The organism is Corynebacterium sp. HMSC072D12 (assembly GCF_001813925.1).
Taxonomy (GTDB): Bacteria; Actinomycetota; Actinomycetes; order Mycobacteriales; family Mycobacteriaceae; genus Corynebacterium; species Corynebacterium aurimucosum.
In genome coordinates this window covers 24,218-38,947 of the sequence record NZ_KV814384.1, presented here as the reverse complement: position 1 = coordinate 38,947, position 14,730 = coordinate 24,218, and the positions used below count along the sequence as shown (strand labels likewise).

13 protein-coding genes are annotated in these 14,730 nt (G+C 61.1%); 7 read left to right on the top strand and 6 right to left on the bottom strand.

Features of this window, described 5'->3' with window-relative positions; translation table 11 throughout:
• Positions 1-7: 7 nt before the first annotated feature.
• The 7 genes from HMPREF2943_RS01100 (at position 8) to HMPREF2943_RS01070 (ending at position 7,658) form a co-directional block, all read left to right on the top strand.
• Positions 8-1,129, top strand: a complete 1,122-nt coding sequence (locus HMPREF2943_RS01100) for a choice-of-anchor M domain-containing protein (protein ID WP_070710579.1) — start codon at positions 8-10, stop codon at positions 1,127-1,129.
• Positions 1,129-2,628 carry an anchored repeat ABC transporter, substrate-binding protein gene (locus HMPREF2943_RS01095; RefSeq protein ID WP_070710578.1) on the top strand — a complete coding sequence of 500 codons (1,500 nt, stop codon included), beginning with the start codon at positions 1,129-1,131 and terminating at the stop codon, positions 2,626-2,628. The genes HMPREF2943_RS01100 and HMPREF2943_RS01095 overlap by 1 nt, the downstream gene beginning before the upstream one ends.
• Positions 2,621-3,520 carry a choice-of-anchor M domain-containing protein gene (locus tag HMPREF2943_RS01090; RefSeq protein WP_010186880.1) on the top strand — a complete coding sequence of 300 codons (900 nt, stop codon included), beginning with the start codon at positions 2,621-2,623 and terminating at the stop codon, positions 3,518-3,520. Before HMPREF2943_RS01095 ends, HMPREF2943_RS01090 begins: the two co-directional genes overlap by 8 nt.
• Positions 3,513-4,241: an anchored repeat-type ABC transporter ATP-binding subunit gene (locus HMPREF2943_RS01085; protein ID WP_070447601.1), complete on the top strand. Its 729-nt coding sequence runs from the start codon at positions 3,513-3,515 to the stop codon at positions 4,239-4,241. Before HMPREF2943_RS01090 ends, HMPREF2943_RS01085 begins: the two co-directional genes overlap by 8 nt.
• On the top strand, positions 4,238-5,134 hold the full coding sequence (locus tag HMPREF2943_RS01080) for an anchored repeat-type ABC transporter permease subunit (RefSeq protein ID WP_070447604.1): 897 nt from the start codon (positions 4,238-4,240) through the stop codon (positions 5,132-5,134). Before HMPREF2943_RS01085 ends, HMPREF2943_RS01080 begins: the two co-directional genes overlap by 4 nt.
• A complete protein-coding gene (locus HMPREF2943_RS01075; RefSeq protein ID WP_070710577.1) occupies positions 5,131-6,474 on the top strand; it encodes a choice-of-anchor M domain-containing protein in 1,344 nt (447 codons plus the stop codon). The genes HMPREF2943_RS01080 and HMPREF2943_RS01075 overlap by 4 nt, the downstream gene beginning before the upstream one ends.
• An 80-nt stretch (positions 6,475-6,554) precedes the next feature.
• Complete coding sequence (locus HMPREF2943_RS01070) at positions 6,555-7,658, top strand: isochorismate synthase (RefSeq protein ID WP_070447609.1); 1,104 nt, start codon at positions 6,555-6,557, stop codon at positions 7,656-7,658.
• 8 nt (positions 7,659-7,666) lie between these two features.
• Here HMPREF2943_RS01070 and HMPREF2943_RS01065 read toward each other — a convergent pair whose 3' ends face one another.
• From HMPREF2943_RS01065 to HMPREF2943_RS01040, 6 genes are all read right to left on the bottom strand, one after another.
• Complete coding sequence (locus HMPREF2943_RS01065) at positions 7,667-8,476, bottom strand: fumarylacetoacetate hydrolase family protein (protein ID WP_201828322.1); 810 nt, start codon at positions 8,474-8,476, stop codon at positions 7,667-7,669.
• A gap of 118 nt (positions 8,477-8,594) precedes the next feature.
• Complete coding sequence (locus HMPREF2943_RS01060) at positions 8,595-9,212, bottom strand: exonuclease domain-containing protein (RefSeq protein WP_070710575.1); 618 nt, start codon at positions 9,210-9,212, stop codon at positions 8,595-8,597.
• Positions 9,213-11,081: a DUF294 nucleotidyltransferase-like domain-containing protein gene (locus HMPREF2943_RS01055; protein ID WP_070710574.1), complete on the bottom strand. Its 1,869-nt coding sequence runs from the start codon at positions 11,079-11,081 to the stop codon at positions 9,213-9,215. It abuts the gene before it with no gap.
• Between the two features lie 17 nt (positions 11,082-11,098).
• Positions 11,099-12,118, bottom strand: coding sequence for a 3-isopropylmalate dehydrogenase (locus tag HMPREF2943_RS01050; protein WP_070710573.1), 1,020 nt, complete (start codon positions 12,116-12,118; stop codon positions 11,099-11,101).
• 135 nt (positions 12,119-12,253) lie between these two features.
• The gene (gene serA / locus HMPREF2943_RS01045) at positions 12,254-13,840 is read right to left on the bottom strand and encodes a phosphoglycerate dehydrogenase (RefSeq protein ID WP_070710572.1); all 1,587 of its coding nucleotides are present in this window, start codon (positions 13,838-13,840) and stop codon (positions 12,254-12,256) included.
• A 44-nt stretch (positions 13,841-13,884) separates the two neighbouring features.
• A complete protein-coding gene (locus tag HMPREF2943_RS01040) occupies positions 13,885-14,691 on the bottom strand; it encodes a hypothetical protein (protein ID WP_246817243.1) in 807 nt (268 codons plus the stop codon).
• Between the last annotated feature and the right edge of the window lie 39 nt (positions 14,692-14,730).

Genomic DNA, 14,730 nt, shown 5'->3' with positions numbered 1-14,730 from the left:
CACTGGATTGCACTCCACACCACCACGCGCTGCTCAGGGCCTGAACGTGCGCCAGAGCAGTGCACTGCAGAAAACCAGCGCCGCCGTGTTCACGTTCACCGTTGCCGTGGCGATGCTTGTGGCCGTCCTTGGCTATCCTGCGCCAGCCCGCGCCGACAGCGAGCTCATCGATTCCGGACATGTCGATGCCTTTTATGTCTCCGCGCCGGGCGGTGAACTGACCTTGTCGATGAAGGAGGATGTCACCGGCAGTGGTGTTCTCCGGCCCGGCAACGATGTCATCCTCAAAGTCGCAGAAGAAGCATGGAGCGAGGCGACCGAGCGCATCGACGGCATTGGTATACCCACGTATTACCTCCCCCAAACCCAAGACAGCTCGCTGCTCTGGCCGGGTTGGGATACCCAAGCGGCACAATCTGCTGGCTACAAAGACGTTAACTTCGAATTCGTCGAGGTCACTGGGCCTGGTGACGTCTTTATCTTCGAAACGGCTGGCTTCGGCGATATCCAACCGGTCACCGATGCCGGTGAGCTCGATCTCGTTTCTGGTGACGTCATCAACCAGGCGTACCCGGCGCATCGCCACGTTAACTGGGCTTTTAGTGAACCTGGTATCTACACCATGACTGTCCAAGCGGAATCCAACGGCGATACGAGTAATCAGGTCACCTATACCTGGGATGTCGGTGATGGTGACTCAGCACCCCAGGAGTCCGGGGACGGGGAAACCAGCACCGATCATGGGGATGACGGTACCGAAGACAACCACGAGGCAGAGCTGAGCGACGCCTCCCCTGAGCAACCGGCATCCTCTTCCTCCGGAACACGCCCGGGAGGTGGAAACGCTGGAGGCGGTACCCGCCGTGCGGCATCCGCAGGCGGAACCAGGAACGCGAAGCAACAGGCAAGCAGCAAGGAGCGTAAAGAGCGCGGAGATAGGAAGGAGCGCAAGCCTTCTCACCGATCCGCCGAAGCCGCGGACGGGGAGAATGTGGACACCGTCGCTGCGGCCGGCTACTACGACAGCGGGCAAAACCTGCTGCCGTGGGGCATCGGAATCCTCGGCCTGGGCATGCTTGTGCTGGGGTTGGCGCTGGCGCGCCTCGCGCTCATGAAGGGCCGCGACTAATGCCACGGAAGGTTCGCACTCGGACGCAGTACACCGCGCTTCTTTCCGCCATCTTTCTCGGCGCGTCCATGGTGAGTGGCTGCGCGAGCTCCGCCAGCGGAGACGATGGGAAGGTGAAGGTGGTGGCGACGACGCCGATTCTGGGGGACGTCGCCAAGCACGTAGCAGGTGAGGATGCCACAGTGACCACGCTGATTCCTGCGGGAAAGGATCCACATACCTTTGAGCCGAGCCTGCGCTCGGTGCGCGATATCGCTAACGCCGACGTATTGCTGTCCAATGGTTTTCTCCTCGAGCCGCAAAACCTGCTGAAGTCCTTGCAGGAGTCATCGGATGTGCCCGTCACTGAAGTGGCGGACCAAGCATCCACCCGCGGCGCGAAGCTCGTCCCCTTGGTAGAAAACGTTGCCCTCGATGCGGTGTGGCTGGGACTGCGTGTGCGCAACGCAGCCCCAGGTACCACGAGCGTCGACATGCGTCTGCTCGATGTGGAAGGCCCCGGTGATGTCGCGGCCTACGTGGTCTCTACGTTCGGTACACCTGAGCCGCTCTTTAACAGCGCCGACGGGATTGACCAGCACAACGATTCCACGACGCTGCCGGCTAATGCTCACACGCACGTCTCGTGGGCTTTCAACAAGCCCGGAATTTACCGGCTGAGCTTTGGTGCTACCAACAGCACCCCGCAGGAGTTCACGGTGGCGGTGGGCGTTAGCGCACCTGCGGGAATGCGCGCGCTCGATGCAGGTCACGTGGATATCACCGCGGACATGGCTACAGGAAAACTCGACTTGGAGGATCAAGGCGAGCGTTTTGATCCGAACACCACGGTGCTCAGCATCCCGAATTCCGCTCTCCAACAGATACCGCCGGATCCCTCCTACCGTTTCTTGGGCCGGCCCGGCGATGAGACCTATCTCCTGCCCCAAGCTGTCTTGGGCAAGCACATTCACGGCGAAGTAGACCCACATCTGTGGCATAACGCCGCCAATGTCATCAGCTTTACCGAGGTTATCGCTGAGCAACTTGCGCAAACGGATCCCTCGCACGGCGCGGACTACCGTGCCCGCGCACAGGACTACATCGCACAACTGCGAGACGTCGATGCAGAGGTTCGTCAGCTCATCTCTGCCATTACTGAGCACAACCGCCACCTCGTCACACCCCACCACGGATACGCCTACCTGGAGCAAGGCTACGGCATTGATATCGCGGGTTTCGTTAGCCCCAACCCGGCCATCGAGCCCTCGCCGCGCGATGTCATCGCGCTGCGCCGCACCTTGGAAAACCTCCAGCTTCCCGCGGTGTTCGTGGAACCGACCCAACAAGCCAGCGCAGACGTCATTAGGGAAGCCGCCGATTCCCTCGGGGTGGCGGTCTGTCCCATTTACGGCGACACCCTCGATGACGCCGTACCGACGTATCTCGATCTCATGCGTTTCAACGCACACTCACTCAACCGCTGCCTTGGCAGCACAACAAAGGAATCTCATGTCTAATCGCACCCTCCGAATTTTCACTATGCCGCTTGCGGCAGCACTGAGCGCCGCGGCGCTGGCCTTTGCACCCTCTGCCGCCTGGGCCGGGGATCTGGCACAGGTTGTCAGCTCCGACGAAGAAGTGGCGGCACCAGGCACTGCTGCTGCTATCGATCACGGTCACGTCGACCTGGGCCTGCTGCTTAATGAAGGGCAAGCAGAATTCCTCGCTCGTGATGATTCAGCTGAAACCCCCGTGTGGCGTCAACCCGACGATGTGGTATTCCAGGTGGGCGACAACGCCCTGTTAACCCTGCCTGAGGACAAGGCCTTCTCCTTCGTCGGTGCCGAGCCCGGTTCGCAAGTATGGGTCGTTCCACAAACGGAACAGGCTGATGTGCCGTGGCTAGGTTGGAATACCCAGGCTCCTTCCCTCGAGGAGAACGTTGAGAGAGGAGTAACTATGGAGTTCCTGGGACACCAAGGCCCGGGTGAATTCTCCCTCTTCCTGCAGAACGGCGGCTTCGAGGAACCACAGTTGCTATGGTCCACCGCCACCGGGGACTCAGAAGGCTTCTGGGTCGACTTGGGCACGCATACCCACGCCAATTGGGTGTTCACCGAGCCCGGCATCCACCAGGTGCGGGTCCGCATGAGCGGTGAAGGTGCGGGTGACAGCGCCGGAACCGAGGTCGCCGCTGAGGCTACGTTGACCTTTGCTGTAGGCGATGACACGGATGTCGCACAAGCTCAGGCAACAGAATGGGATCCGAACGCTGATTCCTCTGCCGATTCAGCTTCTGCATCGGCATCCGTGCCGGTATGGATCTGGGCGCTGGCCGGCGTGGGCGTCCTAGTCCTTATCGGTGCCATCATCGCCGTCGTGCGTGCGAAAGGTGGCCAGCGTGACTAGTCCTTTCATTTCAGTCACAGACCTCTCCGTTTCCCTCTCCGGCCGTCGCGTCATCGACGCTGCTAACCTGACTGTTCGCCCCGGCGAGTTCATCGGGCTGCTAGGACCGAACGGGGCGGGCAAAACCACGCTGATGCGTGCGATCTTGGGGCTTATCCCCTTCACCGGGAGCATCGATGTCACCACTTCCCTGGGGTATGTCCCGCAGCGCCACGACGTGGAATGGGACTTCCCCATCAGCGTGTCCAACGCTGTGCTGAGCGGACGCACCGGACTTGTGGGTTGGTTCCGTCGTCCGGGACGTGCTGATAAACAGGCCGCCCGCCGGGCCATCGAGCTCACCAACTTGGAGGAATTCGCACGACGCCCCATCGCGCAGTTGTCCGGTGGCCAACGTCAGCGTGTACTCATCGCCCGGGCCTTAGCCTGCGAGCCTGAGGTGCTGCTTCTCGACGAACCATTTACCGGCCTCGACGCTCCCAACACTGAAGAGCTCCTACTTCTCTTTGACAAACTCACCGCCGATGGCACCAGCGTTGTCATGTCCACGCACAACCTCTCGGAGGCCGCGCATTCCTGCTCGCGGCTCGTGCTGTTTAACCGGGGAATCATCGCGGATGGTCCAGCGGAAACACTGCGCATGACCTCGCAGCCCTGGAGCGACACATTCGGGGTCTCAGCTTCTTCTCCATTGCTTTCTGCGATTGGGGTGGCAGCATGATCGACATTTCACTCATCGAGTTCTTCCAGGATCTCACCAACCCACACTTGGACTTCCTGGCGCGTGCGGTGGGAATTTCTATCCTCGCTGCCATCGTGTGCGGCGTGGTGGGATGCTATGTCGTGCTGCGCGGCATGTCTTTCATCGGTGATGCTGTTTCCCACGCGGTCTTCCCGGGGCTGGCCATTGCCTTCGTGCTCCAAGGCTCAGTCTTGCTGGGCGGCGCCGTGGCGGGCTGCACCGTCGCGGTGCTCATCGCATGCTTCTCCCAGCGGCGCACGGTGCGCGAGGATTCCGTCATCGGAATCTTCTTTGCCGCCGCCTTCGCCCTCGGCATGGTGATCATCTCCCGAGTAGACGGCTATACAGCCTCGCTCACCAGCTTTCTCTTTGGCTCGCTCACGGGTGTCTCCCGCGCGGACCTCTACACCGCGTTCACCGTCACGGTGCTCATCGTGGCCACGGTTCTTCTCCTTGGCCCCCAGCTCACCGCCACCTGCTTGGACAAGGAAACCGCCCGCGCAATGGGTCTTCCTGTCTTTGCTCTGGACATCGTGCTCTACCTCTGTGTTACGGGCGCAGTGGTTATATCCGTAGGCACCATCGGCAACGTCCTCGTCCTCGCGCTGCTTATCACCCCGGCCGCGACCGCCCGCCTGCTCTGTGACTCGCTGGGCTCGATGATGTTCGCAGCCGCGGCGATCGGCTCCTTGGGTAGCTTCTTCGGAATCTACCTGGCATGGGCCATTGACCTTCCCGCGGGTGCCACCATCGTTCTACTCCTTACCGCCTGTTTCCTCGTGGCCTGGGTGCTCTCCCCTCTCATGCACTCCCGCCGCGCTTCCGCATCCACCTCGACATCACACACCCCAAAGGAGACCTTGTCCGCATGAACATTCTCCCAATGACACGCATGATCTACCGTCCCCTCGCCTTGACCGCAACCGCTGCTCTAGCGCTGAGCTCCCCGATGCTCGTTCACGCTGCACCGCCCGCCCTCGCGGCCGAGCAAGCGAGCGACACTTCCTGTGATGCTGACTCCCTCCACGCCTTCAGCCGCGGACACCAAGACCTCGCTTTGGTCGGTGACTCCGGGGACCTGTCCTTTATAGCCCGCGATGATGAATCTGGTGAGGACTATGCCTCTGGGGAGTTCTACGTAGAAGTGGGCAGCAACGCCGCTTTCGATGAATCAGCGGGCAGCGATATTCCATCGAGTGGTTGGCAAATCCCCCAAACCCAAGATCCGAATATCCCCTGGGTGGGGTTCAACACCAGCTACCTCGACGAGGCCACTGCGGCCGATGCCACTTTATCCTTAACGCTACACAGCGGCCCGGAAGGCGGACGTATGGTGGGCTTCCAGAACTCCGTGGGTGCTGACCCGACCGTGCTCTTTGACTCCGAGAACCCGGATATCACGTGGGACTATCCTGATCATTTCCACAGTCACACCGGGATCATCTTTAGCGAGCCGGGCGCCTATGCTGCCACTTTTACCTTCACCCTCAACGATGGCTCCGAGCACTCTATTGATGTGCCTTTCTTGGTAGGTGGCGCGGACGCCTCTGAGCTTTGCCAGCTGGAGTGGGGCTCAGGCGAAGGTGGCAGCGGTGGATCGGGAAGCCCGAAAAACCGCCCCCAGCAGCTGGCCAAGGATATTAATGACACTTCCAAGTCCATTGCGCAATTAGATAAAACGATGGACAAGACCTTCAAAGAGGCCGATACCTTCTTCAACGGCGGGAAACCCTCCGATGCGAAGAATGCGAAGGAGGAAAAGAGCTCAGAGCGATCCACACGGGCCAGCGCGCGGAAGGACACGAAACCACAGAAAGAAACAGGGTCGAAAGAGCCAAGCGCTCCCAGCTCGGCGACCGCGCAAGGCCGCAACCCGGCCCCCAACGCTACAGCCCACACTGCACAAGAACAGAGAGATTCGGCACAGCGTGGGTCCTCGCGCAGCACGTCTTCCGCCGACGCCAAGGACAAGACGCGCAGCGCCGCGTCCAATCGCGAAAGGAATGCCAGGAAAGAAGCAGCGGCACAACGCCCGGCATCTGATGCGCCAGAACAGTATGCTGACGGCAGAAACATCCAGGCTACGAGCTATGGAGCCCCGATGGTGGGCTTCTGGGCGGGCTTTCTGGCGGGCATGGGTTCGCTGGCCCTGCTGCTAGGAATTGGGCTTTTCATCGCCGTGCAATTCTTCCGCCCGCGCAAGCGCGGCTAACACTACCGCCATGCGCACAGCCTGTAAGGAGGGGGATCTGGTTTCGGCACTAGCGCAGCAAACAACTAGAGTTATTCCTTATGTGTGAAAACAGACCCTCTACCGCCCCTGACTTCCTCCTGTCCCGCGCGACGGGGTCTGTGCGTACCCAAGGATCAGTGGCCACCTTCAGCGATGTTGACGCTGCCGTAGCTGCTCTGCGTGCCGGCACGGCACCCATGGTTGTCGGCGCGCTGCCCTTCCACAAGGGTGACCCAGCGGCACTGACCGTGCCGCGCAGCATCATCCGCGAGGACGGGCCACTCGAACCACACGCCTATTACCGCAGCGGTACGCTCAACGCGCGGGTGACTGGGTTTGACCCAGAGCCGGAGGAGCACCTGCGCCGCATCGAGGCGGCCATTGCCACGATCGAGGCCTCCAAACTGGATAAGGTGGTGCTTGCACGCGCCGTCGACATCGAGTTCAATGCCCCTGTGGATCCGCTCCTCGTCGCCGCGCGACTCATTGATTTATCTTCCCACCGCGATGGCTTTATCGCCGACCTCACTCCGGCTGGACGCCCTGGCGCAATGTTCGTCGGATCCTCCCCAGAAGTGCTGGTCAAGAAGCAGGGATCAACGGTTACAGCTTTCCCCCTAGCCGGCTCCGCACCCCGCCAGGCTGATAAGGCACGCGATATCAAAGCGGGCCAAGACCTCCACAACTCAGCAAAGGACCTGCGCGAACACGCCTTCGTGGTGGACCATATCCGCCGGATTCTGCAGCCTCTGTGCGAGACCCTCGATGCCCCCACGTCTCCGCAGCTGACCTCCACCAATGAGATGTGGCATCTGGGAACGCCGATCGCGGGAACCCTTAAGGATTCGAGCATTACTGCCCTCGAGTTGGCCGAGCTGGTCTACCCCACCCCTGCTATTTGTGGCACCCCCACTGAGGCCGCACAAGCGCTGATCGAAACCGCTGAAACCGACCGCGGCTTCTACGCCGGCGCGGTCGGCTGGTGCGATGATTCCGGCGACGGCGAATACATGGTAGCCATCCGCTGCGCCGAGGTGGCCGGCGATGGCCTCTCCGCCCGCGCGTGGGCTGGCGGAGGAATCGTCGTGGATTCCGACCCGACGGCCGAGCTTCAGGAAACCACGGCTAAGCTGCGCACCATTTTGCGCGCGCTCAACCTCTAAAGCAGCTTTTAGGCTCGCTCGATCGGGTTCTTCAGGCTACCCACGCCGGGGATCTCAACTTCGATGGTATCGCCCGGCACCATCGGCGCCGTGCCAGCCGGGGAACCCGTCGTGATGACATCACCCGGCAGCAGCGTGTAGGACTGCGAGATCTCAGCGATGATGTCACCCATCTTCACAATCATCTGATCCGTATTGGAATCCTGCTTCTGCTCTCGCTTGCCCTCGTGGGTGAGGTAGGCGTTAATCTTCTGATTATCGAGATTGATGCAGTCCAAGTCCGTCTCAATCCACGGGCCCAGCGGGCAGAAGGTATCGATGCCCTTCGCACGTGCCCACTGGCCATCCTGGAACTGCAGGTCACGCGAAGAAACATCGTTACAGATCGTGTAGCCGACGACGTGATCGCGCCACTTCGCTGGATCAATATTCTTTGACACCTTGGAGATCACCACGGCGAGCTCGCCCTCGAACTCAACGTTGGTAGCGAACTCCGGAATCTTGATGGGTGCACCGGGGCCGATGACCGAGGTGGAGGGCTTGATAAAGATCGTCGGCGGCAGGTGCTCCGCGGATTCCTTGAAGACTTCCGCCACGTGGTCGGCGTAGTTGCGGCCCAGAGCTACGACCTTGGTGGGCAGGGTCGGCGCCAGCAGGCGTACTTCACTCAGCGGCCACTCACGGCCAGTCGGCTCCGGTGGGGTAAACGGTGTGCCGGAAATTTCCTTCGCCACCAGCTGGTCAAGCGGGGCGTCGGCGGGGCCATCAATGATGGCGAAACAGATACCTTCGGTGTGAGCAATTCGTCCTAAACGCATAACGGCCATACTACTCGCAAGGATTTTTAACTCGCGATCAGGGGTCTTGAGTAAAGGTTGCAAAGATTGCAATGCTTCTACTGGCATCAAGTTCCGCGGCGAGCACCTTCGCACAGGCCTAGCGCTGGGCGACGTCCCCTAAGGTCACCGCCCGCGTGTGTCCCCGCTGCGCAAGGTATAGCTCAGCACAGGCCAAGGCATCACTGAGCGCATTGTGGCTTCCATAACGCGGTAGGCCATAACGCGCGCGCACGCGGGGCAGGCGTAGATCCTCGCCGCGCGGGTAGGTTCCCATGCGCTCCATGTGGCGCCGCTCGAGCGCAAAGGTATCAACCACGCTCAGTCGCGGGCGCTCCCCAAAGACCTCACGGGAGGCAGCTTCAATGAACCCCACCTCCAAGGCCGCGAAATGCGCGAGTAGCGCGCGTCCTTGCAAAGCTTGGCGCAATTGCGTCACCGCGATACTTAGCTCCTCGCCAGCATCAATGACCTCCTGCGTCAGCAGGTGGACATGTGCATCCTCGGCCACCTGCGCGCCGCGCACCACGGTATAGCCGGCACCAGATAAGTCGATGACTCCCCCGTTGACCGGCACCCAGCCAATGGAGACAATCTTTCCTTTTCGCGGGTCTAGGCTCGTGGTCTCCATGTCCACGGCAAGCACATCCAGCTCATCGAGCAGGGTGCTTCGTCCTGGCGCGCCCCAATCCGCGCGCCGACTCCAGGGGCTCCACATCTAGATATTCCTCACCGGATACTTCGTGGCCAACGCATTCTGCATCGACTTGATGGCACGGAAAGCATCGCGCAGGTGCTCTCGCTCCATGCGGCCGAGGCTCTTGGGGTCGATGTGATAGTCCGGCTGCTGGCCCTCCCGCAGCTGGCGAGCTTGATGCTGGAAGGACAGGGAACGCAGGTAGTCGAAGGCGTCGAGAAGCTCCTGTGCGCCCTGTCGGCTCACCGTACTACCCGCTGCTTCCTTGAGCCGTTGGCGCGTGTCCACCACGGTGGAACCGGAGGCCAGGGCGAAGAGACGGGCCATCTGCACGATGCCCGCTGTTCCGCCCTTTTTGATATCGAGGGTGTTTGCGTAGTCGCCATCGCGCTCCACCACAAGCCCCCGGAAGAAGGTCAGCGGTGGCTCACGGCGCGCGGCCAAGCTAGCTAGGTGGGCGTGCAAGCGCGTTGCCCCTTGACCCATTTCCACGGCCGCAGTGTGAACTTCCCGGCCCAACGCCTCGCTTCCATAGAGAACCCGGAAGTCGAAGAAGATTTGCGCGTTGAGCAGCGCCTCTGGTTGAGGGTCTCGAATCCACCGACGGAAGGTATCGATCCATTGGGAGCGCGTCATCCGCCACTGATTGGTCATGGCCATCATGTCCCCAGGACACAGGATCTGCCCGGCGTCGGCTAAGCCCTGGCACACAAAGGAACTAAGCCGCGCAAAGTACTCCCCATGCGCAGCGGCATCGAAATCATCCGCGAGGACAAGCGCATTATCCTGGTCCGAGGCCAGCGCCATCTCTCGCCTTCCCTGCGAGCCCACGGCCACGAAGGCATACTCCACAGGCGGAGGACCGAGCTCCTCCTCCGCCAGCGTGCACAAGCGTCGTGCCATAGCATCGGCGGCAAGCGTGACCAGGCTCGAGGCTTCCGCCGGTGTGGAGCCGCGATCCACGAAGCGCCCGGCTAGGCGCGTGGCCTCATTGAAGGCACCATTCAGCTCTGCGACACTGGAGCGCCGTGAAAGATCTGCAGCGAGGTAGACCGGATCATTGTGCAGCAGCCGGGTAACGTCCGACTGTGTCACTATCCCCTGCAGGGTGCCTTCTTTGACCACCGGCAAATGGTGGATTCGGCGCTCGGCCATGTGCAGCAGGGCTTCCATGGCCGGGGCATCTGCCGATACTGTGAGGGGCTGCGGCGTCATGATCTCCCCTACCGGCTCGGCAGGGTCGCGCTGGGCGGCGAGCACCCGGGTTCGCAAATCGCGGTCGGTAAGGATTCCGGTGAGACGCTTGTCTGACTCCGGGCCCGCTTTCACGACGAGTAACGAAGAAACGCCATGCTCTGTCATCAGCAGAGCAGCTTCGCGGATGGTAGTTGCGGCTGGCGCCGTCAACACGTCAGTCCGAATGAGCTCCCTCAGCGGCGTGCGGAGCACGTCTGTTGGTGCGGATTCGGTGAGCTCCCGCGCTGCTGCTCGGATCTGGCGGGACTGCGCTGAAAAGAAACGCGCGATGTCAGGGTTGCGCTCCGCGAGTTGGCTAAAGGCCTCCTGCGGGAGGGTGAAGACAAGGCTGTCTTCCACCGCGACTATCTCATAGGCAGAGACCGGCTCTCCCTGCAGTGTGGAGTAGCCAAAGGTAAGGCCAGATTCGCGGCGGTCCAGTAACACGCCTTCCTCTCCCACCACATCAATCGCACCGGTGCGGATGATGTGGAGATGAGCATTCTCTTCCCCCATCTTTATGGGAATATCCCCGCGGCGCAGGTAGATCATGCTCAGCTGTGAGGACAGGGCGGTGAGCTCTTCCTCCGGCAGACGGGAGAAAGGCTCATGCTGGGCGAGGAAGCTAGTGACCTCGTCTATTTCGACGCTCATGCGCCAACCATACAGCGCTAGGCACTGAGCGCGGCGGCGATTCGATCACCAATTTCAGTGGTATGCGCCTGTGCTCCTCCGCGGGCGGAAACATCGGCCGCCACGGCCTCTTCGATGCGCACGGCGTTGTCCTCGTCTCCGAGGTGGCGCAGCAGCATCGCCGCGGACAAGATCGCCGCTGTGGGATCCGCAATCCCCTTGCCCGCAATGTCCGGTGCAGAACCGTGGACCGGCTCAAACATGGAGGGATTAGCGCCGGAGGCATCAATATTGCCGGAGGCGGCCAAGCCGATACCTCCGGTGACCGCGCCCGCCAAGTCAGTCAGGATGTCACCAAAGAGGTTGTCAGTAACGATGACGTCATAGCGCGCTGGGTCGGTGACCATGTAGATGGTTGCGGCATCGATGTGGTTGTAGTCCACGCTAACCTCAGGGAATTCCTGCGCCACCTCGTCCACCGTACGCTGCCAGAGTCCGCCGGCATTAACAAGGACATTGGTCTTGTGCACCAAAGTCACGTGCTTGCGGCGGCCCATTGCGCGCTGGAAGGCATCACGCACCACGCGTTCAACGCCGAAGCGCGTGTTCTGCGAAACCTCTGAGGCCACCTCGTGTTCGGTTCCCTCGCGCAGCGTGCCGCCGTTACCGCAGTACAGACCTTCGGTACCTTCGCGCACGACGACGAAATCAATATCACCCGGGTTCGCCAGCGGCGAGGTGGACGTTGGGTACAGCTTGGAGGGGCGCAGGTTAACGTGATGGTCGAGGGCGAAACGCATCTTCAGCAGCAGGCCGCGCTCCAAGACACCAGGCGGAACCTCACCGGGTGCGCCAATCGCACCGAGCAGGATGGCGTCGTGCTCGCGCAGGGATGCCAGGTCGGCGTCGGTAAGCAGCTCCCCGTTGCGCAGGTAGCGCCTAGCACCGAGGTCATAGTCAGTGACCTCGATATCCTGGCGAACCGCGCGCAGGACCTTCAATGCCTCCGCGGTTACCTCAGGACCAATGCCGTCGCCACCAATCACTGCTAGTTTCATTTTGTGGGATTCCTTTCTCACATATTAGATACATGTGAGCGTACCACTCTCCCCACTTCGGCGACGGAGAAACCCCCGTGAAGAACCACGGTGGATCCTTCACGGGGGCTGTTGCGAAAAGCTTAGCGCTGTGGGCTATGCGTCCAAGTCGAGCTGGCGGCAGGTAGCACCCAGCGCCGCGTTGATGTCCTCGACCAGCTCCTCCGCCACCTCACGTTCGACGCGCAGGATGAGCACAGCATCGGAGGCTTCCTTACCCTGGGTCAGGGCGGCAGCCACGATGTTGATTCCAGCAGCGCCCAGCTTGGTGCCCACGGTTCCCAGTGCGCCCGGGGCATCCTTGTAGGAGAAGAAGAGGTTGCGGCCGGTAGCGCGCATGTCGACGCCGCGGCCGTTGATGCGGACAATCTTCTCCACACCATCGATACCAGTCAAGGCACCGGTGAGCTGGGAAACCAGACCGTTCGGGCCGATGACCTTCACGCGCACCGAAGAGCGGTGGCCCTTCGACTCCACGTTGGTCTTAACATCCACGGTCACGCCGCGGCTTTCGGCGATCTTCATGGCGTTGACAAAAGTAACGGTTTCCGAAACCACGCCGGAGAACACGCCGCGAACGGCAGACAAACCAAGCGCTGAGACTTCTTCATTGGCCAGCTCACCACACGCCTCCACCTCGATGGCGACGGGCGCTGCACCCAACAGGTTTCCGGCAACGAGACCAAGCTTGCGCGTCAGGTCAAGCCAGCCGGATACCTCTTCGCCGACCTTGCCGCCTTCAACATTGACGGCGTCGGCCACGAACTCACCGGCCAGAGCCTTCAACACGGATGCGGCGACGTCGGTACCCGCACGGTCCTGCGCCTCTACCGTGGAAGCACCAAGGTGCGGAGACACGGTTACCTGCGGCAGCTCGAAGAGCGGGGAATCGGTGCAGGGCTCGGAAGCATAAACATCGAAACCGGCACCGCGGTGGTGGCCCGACTTGATGGACTCAGCCAGCGCTGCCTCATCCACCAGGCCGCCGCGGGCGGCGTTGATGATGATCTGCCCCTTCTTGGCCTTAGCCAAGAGCTCAGCATCAAACATGCCGGCGGTCTCCGGCGTCTTAGGCAGGTGAATGGTCACGAAATCAGAGCGGGACATGAGATCCTCAAGGCTCACCAGCTCTACACCCAGCGCTGCTGCGCGAGCCGGGTTGGCATAAGGGTCATAGGCAATGACGGTGGTTTCAAAAGCCAGCAAACGCTGTGCGAAGAGCTGGCCGATGTGGCCGAAGCCGACGATGCCGATGGTCTTGCCATAGATCTCGACACCCTTGAAGGAGGAACGCTTCCACTCCCCCTGACGCAGAGACTGATCTGCTGCCGGCACCTGGCGGGCGGTGGCTAGAAGCAGTGCGATGGCCTGCTCACACGCGGAGTGAATGTTGGAGGTCGGCGCGTTGACAACCATGACGCCGCGCTCGGTGGCAGCGGGGATATCAACATTGTCCAAACCGACACCAGCGCGGCCCACAATCTTGAGGTTCTCCGCAGCGGCCAGCACCTCCGCATCCACAGTCGTGGCGGAGCGGACGAGGAGGGCGTCAGCCTCCGGCACCGCGGCGAGCAGCTCCGCACGATTTGGACCATCTACCCAGCGGACCTCGACGGTGTCCCCGAGAGCATCGACGGTGGATTCTGCAAGCTTATCGGCGATAAGAACGACCGGCTTCGACATAACTTCCTTTACTAGTCAGAATTGGAGATGCCGAGAAGTGTAGTTTATTCTTTCCAGCCCTGAGTGATTTTATGCGTGAATTCTGTCACTGAACCGAATTCCGGACCAAGGGCCACGATCGGCCCGTCTGATAGTCCAGCTGTAATCGCCGCGCCGGCCTTCGTCGCCGTCGGATCCGGGTCCTCCATCACAAACACCGTACCGCCATATGCGGTGGCATTCACCACATTGGCTAAGGGGCTATCTTTCGTCGCCACTATTACCGGTGCCATCTGCGCATCACGGCGCGCTTGCGCGGGAATCGCCGGCATCTTCTCCTTGGTAAGATGCTGCGGCAGCGGCTCCCACGCGGCCTTGAGCTCCGTTTTCGTAGAGGAATCCAAGCGCGCGATGTTATCAACCATGCGCTCACGGTTCATCACTACTTTGGAATCAAAACGAAAAGCGGTGTACTCCCCCAACGCCTTGGTGTTTCCTGGGTCGTGGATGACCTCGAGTTGCCCGCTCTGGCTAGCCCACGGGACGTTGCCGATAACCAGGATTCGGTCAACATCAAGGTCATTGAGCAGTTGTGAAATCTGCGGGCGAATCGAATCGTCGTAGGTCACCATGGGAACGCGCTGCGACACGCTCAACGTCGCTGCGCGCAAGGCCGCAGCATCCGTCTCCTCGGCGAGGATCAGCGAATTGCTCTCCTTGAAAAATAAACGTGCCGAATCGATTCCCCAACGGTCCCCAACAACGGTGACTTCATCGGCGAATTGAGGATCAATGAGCCGCAGGCGGTTTTCCTCGCTCGCGCGAGCCAGATCAATCTCAGACTCAGGGAGAGCGGTGATGTCTTGAGTCAAGAGGGGCTCACCGCGTCCCAGCGATGAGCACCCTACGGC

What these genes read in the sequence shown, in the direction of transcription:
- HMPREF2943_RS01070 (WP_070447609.1), top strand. Translation starts at nt 6,555, where the DNA reads ATGTGTGAAAACAGACCCTCTACCGCCCCTGACTTCCTCCTGTCCCGC.
- HMPREF2943_RS01055 (WP_070710574.1), bottom strand. Translation starts at nt 11,081, where the DNA reads ATGAGCGTCGAAATAGACGAGGTCACTAGCTTCCTCGCCCAGCATGAG.
- HMPREF2943_RS01060 (WP_070710575.1), bottom strand. Translation starts at nt 9,212, where the DNA reads ATGTGGAGCCCCTGGAGTCGGCGCGCGGATTGGGGCGCGCCAGGACGA.
- HMPREF2943_RS01075 (WP_070710577.1), top strand. Translation starts at nt 5,131, where the DNA reads ATGAACATTCTCCCAATGACACGCATGATCTACCGTCCCCTCGCCTTG.
- serA (WP_070710572.1), bottom strand. Translation starts at nt 13,840, where the DNA reads ATGTCGAAGCCGGTCGTTCTTATCGCCGATAAGCTTGCAGAATCCACC.
- HMPREF2943_RS01080 (WP_070447604.1), top strand. Translation starts at nt 4,238, where the DNA reads ATGATCGACATTTCACTCATCGAGTTCTTCCAGGATCTCACCAACCCA.
- HMPREF2943_RS01050 (WP_070710573.1), bottom strand. Translation starts at nt 12,118, where the DNA reads ATGAAACTAGCAGTGATTGGTGGCGACGGCATTGGTCCTGAGGTAACC.
- HMPREF2943_RS01095 (WP_070710578.1), top strand. Translation starts at nt 1,129, where the DNA reads ATGCCACGGAAGGTTCGCACTCGGACGCAGTACACCGCGCTTCTTTCC.
- HMPREF2943_RS01065 (WP_201828322.1), bottom strand. Translation starts at nt 8,476, where the DNA reads ATGCGTTTAGGACGAATTGCTCACACCGAAGGTATCTGTTTCGCCATC.
- HMPREF2943_RS01090 (WP_010186880.1), top strand. Translation starts at nt 2,621, where the DNA reads ATGTCTAATCGCACCCTCCGAATTTTCACTATGCCGCTTGCGGCAGCA.